We start from the raw sequence: 15,611 nt of genomic DNA, 5'->3' as shown, positions 1-15,611 counted from the left end.
GCGAAGTCGCAAATCGGCTGCGCTGCTTGGCGCTCCAGCGCGAAGAGTTTTCCTGCTCGGCTCGAAAACGGGATGAAACTGGTTGCCTTCGGTTCAGTACAGGTGTACGAGCCGCGAGGTCAATACCAGTTGATTGTCGAGCGTATTATTGCTGGTGGACTCGGTTCCCTACAACAGCAGTACGACGAGTTGAAGCGAAAACTTGCCGCGGAAGGGTTGTTCGATCAAGCGCGTAAACGACCACTACCGCAGTATCCGAACCGGATTGGGATCGTAACCAGTCCAACCGGTGCGGCGATAGAGGATATGTTGCGGATTTTAACCGAGCGCTGGCCTGCGATTGAGGTTGTGCTGGCACCGGTGAAAGTACAAGGCGAAGGGTCGAAGGAAGAGATTGCAGCAGCGATTGCCCGCTTCAATAAATGGTGCGGAACGGATTCGCCTGCTAACCGGAAAGTCGATGTGTTAATTGTCGGTAGGGGCGGTGGTTCGTTGGAGGACCTTTGGTCGTTCAACGAAGAAGTTGTCGTTCGTGCCGTGGTAGCTTCGGCGATTCCGGTAATCTCGGCGGTTGGTCACGAAGTCGATGTTGCGTTAACCGATTTTGCCGCCGATATTCGGGCGGCGACACCAACTGCAGCAGCGCAAATGGCGGTACCGGATCGGGATGAGCATCTCGAATGGCTGCACGATCAACGCGAGAAATTGACGAATGCGATACAACGCAAGTTGAAGTATGAAAAGCAGCGATTGGAACAGCTCATGAAACGGAGCGGCTTCCGACGTCCGGTTGACCGAGTCATGCAGTGGATGCAACGGGTCGATGAACTGGAGCGGCGGACAACCATTGCATATCGTACTCTGTTACAGCGGAAAAGTGAGCAAGTGCGGTCGTTACAATCGCGCTTCGATGCATTGCATCCGCTTAACATCTTAGCGCGTGGTTTCGCCGTTGTGAGATTAACCAATGGCCGAGTTATTCGCAGTGCAGAACAAGCGAGTTTTGGTTCACGGCTTGAGATTACCTTGCACGAAGGCAAACTGATTGCCGATACCATTGAGTCAAATCGTTAATTTGGGTGTATCACAATACACCTTCACAAAGAATGAGACCATGGCGAATAAGACCGAGACACTGAAAGCAGAGAATCCCGAAACGATGACTTTCGAACAGGCAATTGCCCGACTCGAAGAATTGGCGCGGCTGCTGGAAGATGGTGAGATTCCGATTGAGCAATCGCTAACTGCATATGAAGAGGGTCAAAAGTTGTTTCAATTCTGTCAGTCGAAGTTACAGGATGCGGAAAAGAAACTGCGCAAACTTGACGATTTAATTCCGGCAGGCGAGTAATATGCCTTCACGCATTGGCATCTACGCGAATCTGCGCAAACCGAAAGTTTGGAACGAAGTTCCAAACTACATTCGCTGGCTTGCGAATAAAAACGCGGAAATCATGATCGATGAGCCGTTAACGCAACTCGATCATCTGGACGAATTTACTTTTTCACCGATTTCCGATTTTGCCAGTCAATGCGATGTGATACTTTCTTTCGGCGGCGATGGTACACTCCTGAGCTGTGTTCGTGAAGTAGGTGAAACCGCTACTCCGGTGTTAGGGGTGAATCTTGGCGGACTCGGCTACCTTGCTGAATTCTCGGTGCCGGAGTTGTATCGCTGGACCGATGCACTGTTAGCCGGCAAGTTTGAAACCCAAGAGCGCATGGTGCTGCTGGGACAAAAGAGCGGCGGCAATTCCCGTCCGTTATTGGCGTTGAACGATTTTGTACTGGATCGCGGCGAGCATAGCCGTACTATTCGGCTGCGCACCTCAATCGACGGCGAGTATCTCAATACCTACACTGCCGATGGCATCATTATCTCTACCCCGACTGGATCGACCGGTTACTCGCTCTCGGCGGGCGGTCCAATTCTTGAACCAACTTTAGATGCTACCATATTAATTCCGATCTGTCCGCACACGTTGGCGCACCGTCCGATGGTAATCCGCGGTGACCGGAAACTACACATTGAAACCGAACCGGGGTATAAAGCGAATGTAATGGCGGATGGCAGTTACGTCGACTCAATTGAGTACGGCGAGCAAATCGAAATCTGCCGTGCCAATTTCAACGTTCGGTTGGTTACTTTTACCGGGAAATACTTCTATCAAGTCCTGCGCGAAAAACTGCGGTGGGGAGAAGACACCCGCCATCCCGAAAGGTAAACTGTGGGTTTCTTTAGTAAGATTAAAGAGACGCTTTCCAAGACCCGCACCGCTATTGTGGAAAAGGTCACGGAACTTGTCACCGGACGCCCGCGCATCGATGCGGCGGTTCTGAGTGATTTAGAAGATGTGTTAATCGCTGCTGATTTTGGTCACGCCATTGCTACAAACATTGTCGCTGATGTAAAACTACGAGTGCAAAAAGGCGAGAACGATTCCGCTTCTCTGAAACGACTTGTTCGCGACGCATTAATCAAACAACTTCCCTCCTCAACTCCGGCAGTTATTCGCAATAAACCTCATGTGATTCTATTAGTCGGCGTGAATGGTTCCGGCAAAACGACGACGTTGGGAAAATTAGCGTCGTATTACCGGGCGCAAGGTCTAACCGTCTTAGCGGCGGCAGGCGATACGTTCCGAGCGGCGGCGGTGGGACAATTGGAAGTATGGGCGCAGCGTTCCGGCGCGGAGTTTCTTACCGCAGTCGAAGGAGCAGACCCCGCGGCAGTGGCGCACGATGCGGTTTCCGCCGGGATTGCCCGCAACAAAGATATCGTATTAATCGATACGGCTGGACGGTTGCAAGCGAAGAAAAACTTGATGGCGGAACTCGAAAAAGTGGTACGGGTGGTTGGGAAAGTGATGCCCGGCGCGCCGCACGAAGTATTGTTAGTACTCGATGGTACAACGGGTCAAAATGCGTTGTCGCAAGCAGAACTGTTTGGAAAACAAGCGAACGTTACCGGATTGGTTGTGACAAAATTGGATGGAACAGCGAAGGGTGGTTTTGTTTTTGCTATTAAAGAGCGGTTAGGTTTGCCGGTGCAGTGGATTGGTACCGGAGAAAAGATTGAAGACCTCGAACCGTTTGACGCACAAGCTTTTGCCGATGCGGTGATCGGTGAGTAAAGCACACTCCGGTATTCATCTGGTGCAGCTCGGCTGTTCAAAGAATAGCGTCGATGGCGAACGTTTTCTCGGTTTATTGGAATCGCGTGGAATCGCAGTAAAGAATAGTCCGAAAGACGCCCATGCGGTTGTCGTAAACACTTGTGGATTTATCGAACCCGCCCGCGAAGAGGCAATCGACGAGATACTGCAGGCAATCCAGCTCAAGAACGCCGGGAAGATCGATCAGGTCTATGTAATCGGCTGTTTGGCAACTCGCAGCGGCGATGAATTGCGTACCGAGTTACCTGAAGTCGATGGTATCTATGGCGTCGATCAGTGGCAACACTTGGTGGAAAAGTTGACTGACGCCCACGAACCGATTTCTTTGCGTGGGCCGATTCCGCGGCATTTGCTGACACCCAAGCATAGCGCCTATTTGCGGATTGCTGACGGTTGTAATCGCGGCTGTTCCTATTGTGCAATCCCATTGATGCGGGGCAGATATGTTTCGACCCCGCTCGCCGATTTACTCGCAGAAGCAGAGCAACTCCGGAAATCCGGTGTCAAGGAACTATTGGTCGTTGCTCAGGAGTTAAACGATTACGGCCGAGATCTCGGACAGCCTGATTTGTTTAAGCAGTTGATGGCGGAACTCGATGCGTTAGCGTTTCCGTGGCTGCGAATTTTATACACGCATCCACCAGCATTCAACGAAGAGTTTCTCGAGATTTTGGCGAAAACGAAATCGCTCGTACCATATATCGACTACCCGATTGAGCATAGTCATCCTAAAATTCTCTGGTCGATGGGTCGCAAAAAAGGTCCCGACCACTTGTTGCATTGGATCAAGCGGATGCGGGAAGCGATCCCCGATATGGTGGTACGCACCAGCATCATCGTCGGGTATCCCGGTGAAGGGGAAGCGGAATTCGAACAATTGCTTGAGTTTACTGCCGAAGCAAAATTTGAGCGATTTGGCGTATTTCTCTATTCTACGGAAGAGGGAACACGAGCCGCGAAATTACCCGATTTGGTTGCTCCGCGGGAAGTTGCCGAAGAGCGCCGCGAACGGTTACTCGATCTGGGGAACGAAATCGCCGAAGAATTTCACCGAGAGCAACTGCATCGTGAAGTGCAAGTAATCGTCGAAGGTAAAGAACAGAACGAGCCATGGGGGCGAACGAAATGGGATGCGCCGGAAATCGATTACCGGGTACGGCTCGGCAACCGCTCGTTGCGAACGGGTTCCCTGTTGACCGTTACCCTCAAAGATACTTGGGAAGGTGGTTGGATCGGGGAACCGGTCATAAAAGCGTTGCCATTGGTCTCATGAAATCGCGCACTAAATACCCTACTCTTGTCTTTTTACTCTTCCTCCTCATCACATTACCACTCTATGCCCAACCCCATCGCGATCCGCGAATCGATGAAGAAATCGGCGTGCCACGCTTCAAGCTCGAACCGGTCGTCGTATTCTCCGAGCAACCGGGCATGGCAAGAGTTTTGTTAAATCTCCGGATTCCACTTCCCGTGTTGTTGTTCGTAAAAGCCGATTCGCAGTTTCACGCTACAATCACCGCGCAAGTGGAAGCGACCCCGACCGGTAAAGGAATCAAGAAAAAGAAAGCGGTTTCCACGGTGCGGACGTGGGTCGATAGCGTATGTGTTTCCGAGTACCGGAAGACAAACAATCGACGTGAAGTATTTTTCTCGAAGTATGCGCTCGATTTATCACCAGGAACTTACAAATTACGAGTGCGGTTGACCGATAACGAAACACGAAAAAGTGACGAACAGACTGCCGAAGTTACGTTGCATCCGAGAGCGAACGACAGTTTATCGGTAACTCCGCCGGTGCTTGCCCGCAGCGTCGATAACGAGCGGGATCCAAAACGATTTCAACCGACGGCGAGCGACGTCTTTTTCCCTGAACAGGATTCCGGGTGGGTTTATTTTGAAGTACTTGTCGCGGGAACCGGCACGCTGCGGATCGAGGAACGGGTTGTCCGGGATCGCGGCGCCGCGATTCGCGATACCATTCATTTCATCGAACCGAAAACATCGATTATACGTTATGCGTTTCGGATTCCCTTGGATACGCTTTCTTATGGCACCTATCAACATACGTTTGTGTTTGAGCAGGCGGGGCAGCGGGTGGCGCGGGTTGTTAAATACAAAATCGGTATACCCGGCATCGTATCGCAGATTTACGACCTCGATATCGCAATCAAGCAGTTGAAGTATCTTGCCGAAGAGAAAAAAGTAAAAGAGATTTTGTCACTACCGCTTGAACAAAAAGAAAACGCGTTTCGCTTATTTTGGGAACAGCGCGACCCCTCGCCGGAGACTCCAGTCAACGAAAAAATGCAGGAATACTATCGGCGGATCGAGCTGGCAAATTCGCGGTTTACCCGAATTCGCGAAGGTTGGGAGACTGATCGCGGGCAGGTGTTAGTGATTTATGGAGATCCAACCGAAGTCGATTCTCATCCGACAGTAACCCAAGGGAAGCCTTACGAAATCTGGTTCTATTCCCAGCGAAATCTCCGATTTACATTCATCGATCAAGACGGTTTCGGCGATTACCGCTTGGAATCGCCGCTATGGGAGTGACGAATGCGCCGAATCGTTCCACCGCCGCTGCAACCGGGAGACACCATCCGCGTTATCGCTCCCTCTGGACCTTGCCGTTCCGATACATTACTGAGCGGTATTGAGATTCTTTCAGCCCAGGGATTCCGGGTTTCGCTGCCCGACTGGCTCCACAGTCATTTGTCAAAATCATTCACCCACGAGAGCGAGGGTTATCTCGCTGCCCCTGATGAACTACGGTTACGCGATATTCATGATGCATTCACTAACAATGAGTACAAAGCTGTAATCACAACTCGCGGCGGGTTTGGCGTCACTCGATTGCTCACCCAAATCGAGTGGAGCCAATGGACGAAACCGAAATGGTTTACCGGATTTTCCGATACGACTGCCTTCGCATTGCCGTTATATGAGCTTCTCGGTTGGCTTTCACTTACCGGGCCAGTGGTTGCTGCGAACGATGGCATTGCGCTCGAAGGGACTTGCTGGAAGTCGTGGCAGTCGCTGATCATGCGAAGCGAGTCGCAGGAATTTCCGATTTCGAATTATACGAAGAACCAGACATCAGGAGTTTTGCTCGGCGGTTGTTTGTCGTTACTGACGGCACTTTGTGGTACTCGGTTCTTTCCCAACTTACACGGCGCGATCCTCTTTATCGAAGATGTGAATGAAGATAATTACCGGGTCGACCGGATGCTTACCCAATTGGAAATGTGCGGCGTATTCGATCAAATTGCCGGTATCGTCGTCGGAGAATTTTGCGATGCATTAGGGAATCCGCAAAGCAAACGTAACGAATGCACAGTTCGGCGTTTATTAGAATTAACGGCACACCGTCCCGAAGTAGTCGTTGCGAGCGGCTTGCCCTACGGGCATTACCGGGATCGCTGCACCGTTACGATTGGCGCTGATGCAGTGATCGAAAACGATACGCTGCGAATAACTCATCCGGTGACATCATGAGAAAAATGAAAGTCGCGTTCTTTGCTTCGGGTCGCGGCTCCAACGCGGAACGGTTGTTGGAGGGGATGCGCGACGGTTGGATTTGCGGTGAGCCGGTTCTACTCGTAACTGACCGTGAATGTGACGCAGAAGCGCTCTCGTTCGAGTATGAGTTTCCGAGCGTTCGCCTCATCCCAAAACAATTCTCAACGCGAGAAGCATGGAACCAAGCGGTGCTCGATACCGTAACAAAAAGTGGAGCAGAGTTTATTGCATTGTGCGGGTACCTGCGGTTGTTTCCGCCAGCGCTTTGCAACCGGTTTCCCCATCGTATCGTAAACATTCATCCGGGGCCATTGCCACAGTTTGGCGGAAATGGCATGTGGGGACATCATGTCCACGAAGCAGTGCTGGCGAGTGGGGTGAAGTGGTCGGGTCCGACCGTGCATTACGTGAACGAAGAGTACGACAAGGGCGCGATCATTGATCATTTGCCGGTTCCGGTACTTACCGACGATACACCGGAAACCCTTGCTGCGCGGGTACTATGCGCCGAGCACCGGTTGTATCCGCTGTGTGTGGCGAAATTGTTAGTGAACCTAATTCGGTAGTTGAATTCCAAAAAATTATCGGGTCGAATTGAATTCGACCCCTATCTTGTTTACACCATCTGGTCAAATACTCAAAGGAAAATCCCAGTGAGCGAATCCATCCAGAAAATCCATCGCGCTCTGTTATCATTATCTGATAAGCGCGGTCTTGTCGAATTTGCAACCGCCCTCCATAATCACGGCGCGGAACTTCTCTCAACCGGCGGAACGGCGCAAGCGTTGAGAAATGCGGGCATCCCGGTGATCGAAATCGCCGATTACACCGGAGCGCCGGAAATGTTTGAAGGGCGGGTGAAAACACTGCACCCGAAAGTGCATGGCGGATTGTTGTACCGACGCGATACCCACGAGCATCTCGAACAAGCGAAACAACATGCGATTCCTCCAATCGATCTCGTATGTGTGAATCTCTATCCGTTTGAGCAAGCATTAGCGGCGGGTAAGACCGGCGAAGATTTAATCGAACAAATCGATATCGGCGGGCCGGCAATGCTACGCAGCGCGGCAAAGAATCATTCTCACGTCGCTGTGATATGCGATCCCGACGATTATTCGTTGGTAGTAGATGAGTTGGAGCAGCATAACGGCACGACCCTCGAACTGCGAAAAAAACTTGCCGCGAAAGTTTTCATGCGGACTTCGTGCTACGACGCGTTAATCGCGCGGGTGTTGAATCCGCAGCCGACCGAGTGGCAAAAGTGGTTTGCAATTCCGCTCGATCATCCGCAGCATTTACGGTATGGCGAAAATGCGCAACAACAAGGGGCGTACTTCCAAATCGCCGGTGAGAATACGTTTGGATTGGCGGGCACTCGCACGATCGGCGGTAAAGAAGTCTCGTTTAATAATTGGATGGACGTCGATAGCTCGACTCGCATTGTACGGGAGTTTTCTGAGCCGGCGTGCGTCATCGTGAAACATGCATCGCCGTGTGGAGTTGCCACCGGAAAAACGTTACTCGACGCGTATCGCAACGCGGTGGCATGCGATCCTACGTCGGCATTCGGCGGCGTTGTCGCCTTCAATCGTCCGCTCGATGCGGAGACAGCGACAGCAATCCGAGAACGTTTTACCGAAGTGGTGTTTTCGCTCGATCCTGCCGATGAAACCGTCGGTGAGATATTGGCGAAGTCGAAAAATCTCCGTTGGATAGTCGGCTCGCTGCCAACGACTCCGCCCTATTTCCCCTACGAATTCCGGCGAGTGTTAGGCGGCATGTTAGTTGAGGAAATCGATCCCGGTACGATTCCGGCGAAAGACTGGAAACTGACGACTGATAAGGGTTGCGAAGGGGAAGATTTCGCTCTACTCGAATTTGCCTGGCATATCGTCAAAGGGGTTAAGTCGAATGCAGTCGTGTTTGCTAAGCGTACTGAGAGCGGATTTGCTACCATCGGAATCGGCGGCGGCGAGACCAGCCGAGTCGATGCCGTCCAGAATGCGTTGCGGCGGGCAAAGGGTTTCGGGCATTCGTTGGAAGGGTGCGCGCTCGCCTCGGACGCGTTCTTCCCATTTGCCGACAGTATTGAACTGGCAGCGGAAGTTGGTGTCAAATCGATTGTTGAGCCGGGTGGTTCGATTAAAGACAATGAGGTGATCACGGCAGCAAACAAGCTTGGCATCGTGCTGTATTTCACAGGCAGACGGCATTTCCGCCATTTGTAGTAGATTGAACTTGGGCGTATCACTAAATGCGCCCCTTTCGCAGAGACTATGTACGCAATATTCACATTGTGCTCGCTTATCCTTCTAATCGCCGGCTGTGCTGGTACGCCGGGCGGGGATGGTACAACCGATAGCGACCGGGTGCAGTACTTGCAAGACTTAGGCGCGAGTGGTTACGACCTCATTATCATGGATTACAGTCAGGATGGGAGTGACGAGCGCGCTTACGATGCGGGAGAAATTGCGCTACTCAAAGCGCAAAGCAATGCGTTAGTAGTCTCATATCTTTCTCTCGGAGTTGCTGAAACCAACCGGTATTACTGGAATCCCGTCTGGGATGCGAACTCCGACGGTTTGCCCGACTCCAGTGCGCCATCGTGGTTAGTACGGGAATCCCCCGCCGGATCGGGAAAATGGACGGTAAAGTATTGGGATTCCGAATGGAAGCGAATTTTGTTGCGGGATTCCGCATCGTACCTCGCAAAGCTTTTGCGAGTAGATTACGATGGGGCTTATCTTACCGGGTTAGAGGCGTGGCAACGGTTTCCCGAATTGTCCGATGCATCGTCGCGGATGAAAAATCTGGTCGTCGAGTTATGCGATACGATTCATGCGCGGGAGAGTAATTTTTTCACGATTGCATTGCGGTGCAGCGGCTTGAGCCGTTTTCCCGATTTTGTCGCGGCAGTCGACGCGGTAGCTCAGGATGAGATGTTTGTCGGATATAACGGTTCCGACGGCGTACTCGTTCCTTATGAAACGCGAAACACTTACATGAGCGAAATGGCGCCGTTTGGAACAGCGGGAAAGTTGCGGCTTGCCATCGATTTTCCGTTTGAGGGTTCGTCGGATCGGGCTTACTTCGAGCAGAATTCGCTCGACGCTATCGCGGAGGGGCGCAATGCCGCTACCGCATACGGGATGCTGTATTATCCCGTAGTGCGCAACTACAACGATTTAACGATTATTCCGGGCGGAGAACCGGTGGCGAATACAATCCCGATCCGCTCGCTAACGCAAGTACAGGAATTTTGCATTCAGCTTCGGCCCAGCCGGAGATAGGAATCGAATAAAAAGCATGGGTTGGTTTTCTAATTTTCTTACCAACGATATCGCGATCGATCTTGGGACCGCGAATACGCTGATTTATGTCAAGTCGCGCGGCATTTTTGTTCGCGAACCATCGGTGGTGGCATTGAATCGGAGCGACCGGAAAGTGGTCGCGATCGGCTCGGCCGCCCGCGAAATGATGGGCAAAGGACATCGTAACATCGAAGTGATTCGACCGATGCGCGACGGCGTGATCGACGACGACGACGTTGCCGAAATCATGATTCGTAGCCTAATTCGCAAAGTGATCAAGAATCCGATCAATCGACCGCGCGTCATCGTATGCGTTCCTTCCGGCGTGACCAAAGCGGAAAAACGAATTATCCGCGACTCGACCGAACAAGCCGGCGCGCGCGAAGTGTATTTGATTGCAGAACCAATGGCGGCGGCGCTCGGCGTCGGTCTCCCGGTGCTCGAACCGCTCGGCAGCATGGTCATCGATATTGGCGGAGGTACGACCGAAATCGCTGTGATCTCACTTGGTGGAATCGTGTCAGATACATCGATCCGTATCGCAGGCGACGAACTCGACGAAGCGATTATGAATTACATGCGCCGCAATTTCAATTTATTGATTGGCGAGCGGATGGCGGAAGATATTAAAGTGAAAATCGGCAGTGCATTTCCGCTCGAAGAAGAATTGACGATGTTTGCGAAAGGCCGCGATTTAGTAAACGGCATTCCGAAAGCAGTCGAAGTCTCCAGCGCGCACATCCGCGAGGCGATTGCTGAACCGGTTGCATCGATAGTGAAAGCAGTTCGCGTCTCGCTCGAAAAAACTCCACCGGAACTTTCCGCCGATATCCGTGACCGTGGAATTATTCTCACAGGCGGTGGCGCGTTGTTGCGCGGACTCGATGCGAAATTGCGGGAGGAAACTTCGCTGCCAGTGGAAGTGGCGGAAGACCCGCTCACTTGCGTTGTTCGTGGCACCGGTCGCGTGCTCGACGACTTCGAGCGGTTGCAGAAGGTGTTGCTGGATAATTAGCGATTTTCGTTTTTTTTGTAACAGGAATGCAATAAGCGATTCACGGGTAATTATGCATAAGTCTCCCTCGGCATTAACGTCTGAACAGTGGCAAATGGTAGCGGACAAGCAACGCGAATTTCGTGCAATCGAGAAACAGGATTGCTTTCATTCGCTTGCCCTGTCGGATGAGTTGTTTGCCGAGGCGAAGCGCAATGGCATTTCGATGCGTCGCGATCCGATGGATGGGATAGAGGAGCGTTGCCGGTTTGTGAGATTAGTGAATGGACTTCCACTCAACAGTAATAAGACTTGCAGTTCGAAAATACATTAGTAATCCACATTTTATGCTTTTTCGTTTTCAATTAGAATAGATTGCTTAATCGTGTCCAAACCTGGTAGAAATTTCTGGCGGCGCCACCTTGATAGCTGGGTGGCGCTTGCATTATGGGTCGTTGCGCTGCTGCTCGTTGTTCTTACGGGCGGCCCGGTTGGGCTTGCCGTTCGGGGAACGATAGCGACCGGTGTCAGTATTGTAAGTTCCCCACTGCTCTGGATTCCGCGGACGATTGCGTTGTGGCCGGAGAATGCGCAATTGCGGCAAGAGCTGATGCAGGCGAAAAGCGAATTGAGTTATTTGCTCGAAGCCCGCGAAGAAAACGAACGGCTGCGGGAAATGATCGGATTTGTTCCTCCCCCCACTTGGACGACCAAAACCGCGGAAGTGATTGGCAGATATCGGCGGATTGGCAATCGTCGAGTGATAGTGAATATCGGTGCGAACGAAGGTATTCTACCGCCGATGCCGGTGATGACAACTACCGGGTTAGTCGGACGAGTATTACGGGTACGGATGGGCGCGGCGGAAGTACAAGTATTGGGCGATCCGCAGATGGGAGTCGCTGTCCGGAATCAACGGAGCCGGGTCGAAGGGATATTACGCGCCGATCATTCGGGACGATTAACTATCGACGGTGTACCACTCACGAGCGACGTGAAGTATAAAGATATATGGGTCACTGCCGGTGTTGGTGTTGTTTATCCGAAAGGGATTCCGGTTGCGAAGCAATTGCCGATTCCCGCACCCAGCAGCCACTTCCAAATTCTCCCGGTCGAACCGGTACAGAATATCGACGCGGTTGAGAGCGTCTTCATCCTCACCAGTTATGGACAAGTGGAGAAAGAGGGGGATGTCGACCAATGAGCGCGCTCTTCCGCTGGCCATTTTTCCTCGTTTTGCTCGTTCCGATTCAATTGGTGTTTTCAAGCCGGATCGCATTGGGACCGGCAGTTCCCGATTTCATTTTTCTCGCGTTGTTGTGGGGAGCGTTACGAGCATCCCCAGTGCAAGCAATCGTCTTAGGATTTCTACTCAGTCCATTGGTCGACTCGATGGCGGGCTTGCCGATTGGATTGACTGCGCTCGGTTGGATTCCCGCACTATGGTTGGGTACTCGCGGGCGCGAACCGAATATGCCGTTATCGCGGTTGCGGTGGATGATCGCGGCGACGTTAGGCGGACTATTCGCCGAAGCGGTTATTCATTTTATTGAGACGAGAACGGGAGGAAATTTCCTTACCCAGTGGGTACAAATTGGGCTCCCCTCGCTTTTGTATACGCTCTTTTTCGCATTTCTCCGTAGTCTCTTTCCCCCGTTCGGAGCGAAGGAATGATCACGGCGGATGTAACTCCCACCCGGATGTATTTCCTCCGCGCAGTGTCGATTGCCTTGCTGTTATTAATCCTCGGTAGATTGTTTTCCCTCCAGATTTTACAACATACCAGCTTTGCTAAACGTTCACTGGCGAATAGCATTCGCGTTACCGATGTGCCCGGACTACGGGGTGTACTGACCGACCGCAATGGATTGGTTATCGCCGAAAACACCGTGAGCTATTCGCTATATATCACACCGAAAGATTTTGGAAAAGAACGTTATCGCTTAGAACGGTTATGCAGTCTATTAGAACTCGACACCGCGCTGATTCGCGGAAAGCTTTTTGGACCAAGCGTTCCGCGCAATCGTTCGGTGCGGGTTTTGCGAGACATCTCCTATCGCGATATTGCAAAATTGGAAGAGTTGCGCACAGAGTTCCCCGGCATCTCAATTGAACAGGAAGCGAAACGGCATTATACGGCAGGAGTTGGCGCGCATTTTTTAGGATATGTGAGTGAACCGAACGAAGCGGAAGTATTAAAAGACCCGAATCTCTTTTCCGGTACAATGATCGGCCGGAAAGGGATCGAAAAAACGTACGACTCACTACTCCGGGGAAGACCAGGCGGACGTTACCGGTTGGTAGATGTTTCGGGCCGCGAATTAGGTACGGTGGAAGAAATGCCGGATTTGCCGCCCGGTCCCGGCGTACCATTACAATTAAGCATCGATTTACGATTACAGATGCGGGCAGAATCGTTACTTACCGGACACAGCGGAGCGGTTGTCGCAATCGAACCGAGTACCGGAGAAATTCTCTGTTTAGCGTCGGCGCCGTCGTTTCCCCCGCAATTATTCGATGGTGCAATATCAGGAAAAGTGTGGCAACAGTTGTCGGAAGACGAAGGGAAGCCGCTTTTCAATCGTGCATAGCAAGCGGCATATCCCCCCGGTTCAACATTCAAGATGACGACGCTTGCCGCCGGTTTAGAGAGCGGCGCAATCGATACGAATACTGCCATTTTTTGTGGCGGCGGTATTCAAATTGGCAATCGTTATTTCAAGGATTCCAATAAAAAAGGACATGGTGGTACCCGTGCGCAGATGTCGATAGCCGCTTCCTGCGACGTGTATTATTACGTGCTCGGACAACGAGTCGGATTAGGTCGATTATATGCGATGATGAATCGCATCGGGTTCGGGAGACGAACGCGGGTCGATCTCGATGCCGAGAGTGCGGGACTTGCTCCATCGGCATCCTGGTACGAAAAACGGAAGTACCAGTGGGGCGCCGGCACGATGGCGAATTTAGGCATCGGACAAGGGGAAATTCTGGTAACGCCGTTGCAACAGGCGTGCTATGCCGCGATGTGGGCGAATGGCGGTTGGTATCGGGTGCCCCATATCGTACGGGCGATTTCCGATACGTCGCATAGCGGATGGAAACCTTTAGTAACGAATAAAGTCGATACTCAAATGCAACCGTGGATTGTCGATTTCATCCGCCGGGCGATGCGAGAGACGGTTCATTCTCCGTCAGGAACGGCACATCGCTTTGAGAAACTTGGCTACGATGCTGCCGGAAAGACTGGTACAGCGCAGAATCCCCACGGCGACGATCATGCATGGTTCGTTTGTTTCGCACCGTTCGATTCGCCGAAAATTGCGGTCGCAGTGTTGGTGGAGAATGTCGGTTGGGGCAGCGTGTATGCCGCGCCAATCGCGTTCGATATCATCGGCACCTACCTCGGTCGCTCGACCGAAGGAATTGAAGTGGGAACTTCCTCGACGGGCGAACATAGCGGGGGAGCGGCGGAATGAAGCTCGCAATCCACGTCAGCCGCGAATTCGATTGGTATCTATTTGCCTGTTGGATCGCTCTCCTATTTATTGGATTGATTGTCGTATTCTCGGCGACACATCCCGATACCGGCGGTTGGTCGACCACCGCACGGTTTCATTTGCTTTATATCGGAGTCGGGATTGCCGTTGGAGTGTTTGCCTATTTCACTCCGTTGACCCGGGTCTATGATATTGCGTACATCCTTTGGTTAGGATGTTTCCTACTCTTGGCGGGCGTTGAACTTTTCGGCAAATTAGGGATGGGAGCGGTTCGTTGGATAGAAATTGCGGGTGTGCGGTTCCAACCATCGGAGCTTATGAAATTGGGTGTAATTATCGCCTTAGCAAGATGGTTAGGCGACCGAGCTGGACATGCTGCACAACCGGTTACACTGCTTGGTGTCTTCACCATTGCGATTTTGCCGATGATGCTGGTGGCTGCTCAACCTGATTTAGCGACCTCGACCATTTTTCTTGCTCCGGCAATGACACTACTCATCTGGTCGGGTTATCCATTATCGGGCATGTTGGCATTTGCAGTGCCGTTTGTCGCGATGATTGTTTCCATGCATCCGATTTTTGTTATCATCATCCTCGTCGTTGGTGGTCTCGCGATCCGGTTCAGTGGCGGGAGTATTAAGACGATTGCCATGAGCTTAATGGGAGGCGGTATTGTCAGTTGGCTTACCCCGTGGATTTGGCAAACCAAACTCCACGAATACCAACGGAACCGGATTCTCACGTTTCTGAATCCGGATAACGATCCATTGGGAAAAGGGTACCAGAGTATCCAATCGAAAATTGCGGTGGGGAGCGGCGGATTCACCGGAAAAGGATTTTTGGGCGGGACGCAAACGCAACTCGATTTTCTTCCGATTCAACACACTGATTTTGTGTTTTCGGTGTTGGCTGAGGAGTGGGGGTTTCTCGGTTCGTTGTTACTGCTACTTGTATTAGGCGTCCTGTTTTGGCGGCTGTGGGGACAAGCGTACCGCGCGAAGAATCGGAATGGTGGTTTATTGTTGGCAGGCATCGCCGGGCTTTGGGTGTACCAAATTTTTGTGAATGTTGCCATGACGTTGGGACTCATGCCGGTCGCTGGAATTCG

General features: G+C 51.9%; 16 protein-coding genes and 1 pseudogene. All 17 read left to right on the top strand.

Annotation, left to right across the window (positions count from 1 at the left end; genetic code table 11):
* Window positions 1–1,074 (top strand): exodeoxyribonuclease VII large subunit (xseA, locus tag OEM52_08660; protein MDK9700200.1); only part of this gene is annotated, 1,074 nt, incomplete at its 5' end.
* A 40-nt stretch (window positions 1,075–1,114) separates the two neighbouring features.
* The gene (xseB, locus tag OEM52_08655) at window positions 1,115–1,351 is read left to right on the top strand and encodes an exodeoxyribonuclease VII small subunit (protein MDK9700199.1); all 237 of its coding nucleotides are present in this window, start codon (window positions 1,115–1,117) and stop codon (window positions 1,349–1,351) included.
* Window position 1,352: 1 nt separating this feature from the next.
* Window positions 1,353–2,225: an NAD(+)/NADH kinase gene (locus tag OEM52_08650; protein MDK9700198.1), complete on the top strand. Its 873-nt coding sequence runs from the start codon at window positions 1,353–1,355 to the stop codon at window positions 2,223–2,225.
* Between the two features lie 3 nt (window positions 2,226–2,228).
* The gene (gene ftsY, locus OEM52_08645; GenBank protein ID MDK9700197.1) at window positions 2,229–3,134 is read left to right on the top strand and encodes a signal recognition particle-docking protein FtsY; all 906 of its coding nucleotides are present in this window, start codon (window positions 2,229–2,231) and stop codon (window positions 3,132–3,134) included.
* Entirely contained in the window at window positions 3,127–4,449 is a 1,323-nt protein-coding gene (gene rimO, locus OEM52_08640; GenBank protein MDK9700196.1) for a 30S ribosomal protein S12 methylthiotransferase RimO, read from the top strand. Before ftsY ends, rimO begins: the two co-directional genes overlap by 8 nt.
* Window positions 4,404–5,729: a GWxTD domain-containing protein gene (locus tag OEM52_08635; GenBank protein ID MDK9700195.1), complete on the top strand. Its 1,326-nt coding sequence runs from the start codon at window positions 4,404–4,406 to the stop codon at window positions 5,727–5,729. The genes rimO and OEM52_08635 overlap by 46 nt, the downstream gene beginning before the upstream one ends.
* 3 nt (window positions 5,730–5,732) lie before the next feature.
* Window positions 5,733–6,671, top strand: coding sequence for an LD-carboxypeptidase (locus OEM52_08630; GenBank protein MDK9700194.1), 939 nt, complete (start codon window positions 5,733–5,735; stop codon window positions 6,669–6,671).
* Complete coding sequence (locus tag OEM52_08625; GenBank protein MDK9700193.1) at window positions 6,668–7,261, top strand: phosphoribosylglycinamide formyltransferase; 594 nt, start codon at window positions 6,668–6,670, stop codon at window positions 7,259–7,261. The genes OEM52_08630 and OEM52_08625 overlap by 4 nt, the downstream gene beginning before the upstream one ends.
* An 87-nt stretch (window positions 7,262–7,348) precedes the next feature.
* Window positions 7,349–8,926 carry a bifunctional phosphoribosylaminoimidazolecarboxamide formyltransferase/IMP cyclohydrolase gene (gene purH / locus OEM52_08620; GenBank protein MDK9700192.1) on the top strand — a complete coding sequence of 526 codons (1,578 nt, stop codon included), beginning with the start codon at window positions 7,349–7,351 and terminating at the stop codon, window positions 8,924–8,926.
* 48 nt (window positions 8,927–8,974) lie between these two features.
* Entirely contained in the window at window positions 8,975–9,988 is a 1,014-nt protein-coding gene (locus OEM52_08615) for an endo alpha-1,4 polygalactosaminidase (GenBank protein ID MDK9700191.1), read from the top strand.
* A gap of 16 nt (window positions 9,989–10,004) precedes the next feature.
* Window positions 10,005–11,024, top strand: a complete 1,020-nt coding sequence (locus OEM52_08610; GenBank protein ID MDK9700190.1) for a rod shape-determining protein — start codon at window positions 10,005–10,007, stop codon at window positions 11,022–11,024.
* Window positions 11,025–11,076: 52 nt separating this feature from the next.
* Window positions 11,077–11,337, top strand: a complete 261-nt coding sequence (locus tag OEM52_08605; GenBank protein MDK9700189.1) for a hypothetical protein — start codon at window positions 11,077–11,079, stop codon at window positions 11,335–11,337.
* Between the two features lie 51 nt (window positions 11,338–11,388).
* The gene (gene mreC / locus OEM52_08600; GenBank protein MDK9700188.1) at window positions 11,389–12,207 is read left to right on the top strand and encodes a rod shape-determining protein MreC; all 819 of its coding nucleotides are present in this window, start codon (window positions 11,389–11,391) and stop codon (window positions 12,205–12,207) included.
* Complete coding sequence (locus OEM52_08595; protein MDK9700187.1) at window positions 12,204–12,677, top strand: hypothetical protein; 474 nt, start codon at window positions 12,204–12,206, stop codon at window positions 12,675–12,677. Before mreC ends, OEM52_08595 begins: the two co-directional genes overlap by 4 nt.
* Complete coding sequence (locus OEM52_08590; protein MDK9700186.1) at window positions 12,674–13,594, top strand: hypothetical protein; 921 nt, start codon at window positions 12,674–12,676, stop codon at window positions 13,592–13,594. Before OEM52_08595 ends, OEM52_08590 begins: the two co-directional genes overlap by 4 nt.
* Before the next feature lie 18 nt (window positions 13,595–13,612).
* Window positions 13,613–14,482 (top strand): annotated as a pseudogene (locus OEM52_08585) (penicillin-binding transpeptidase domain-containing protein).
* The coding region (locus OEM52_08580; GenBank protein MDK9700185.1) for a rod shape-determining protein RodA at window positions 14,479–15,611 on the top strand (1,133 nt) is incomplete at its 3' end. The pseudogene OEM52_08585 and the gene OEM52_08580, both read left to right, overlap by 4 nt.

This window comes from bacterium (assembly GCA_030247525.1).
GTDB lineage: Bacteria > Electryoneota > JAOADG01 > JAOADG01 > JAOADG01 > JAOTSC01.
The sequence above is the reverse complement of the archived record's forward strand: the minus strand, read 5'-3'. Positions and strand labels throughout refer to the sequence as shown.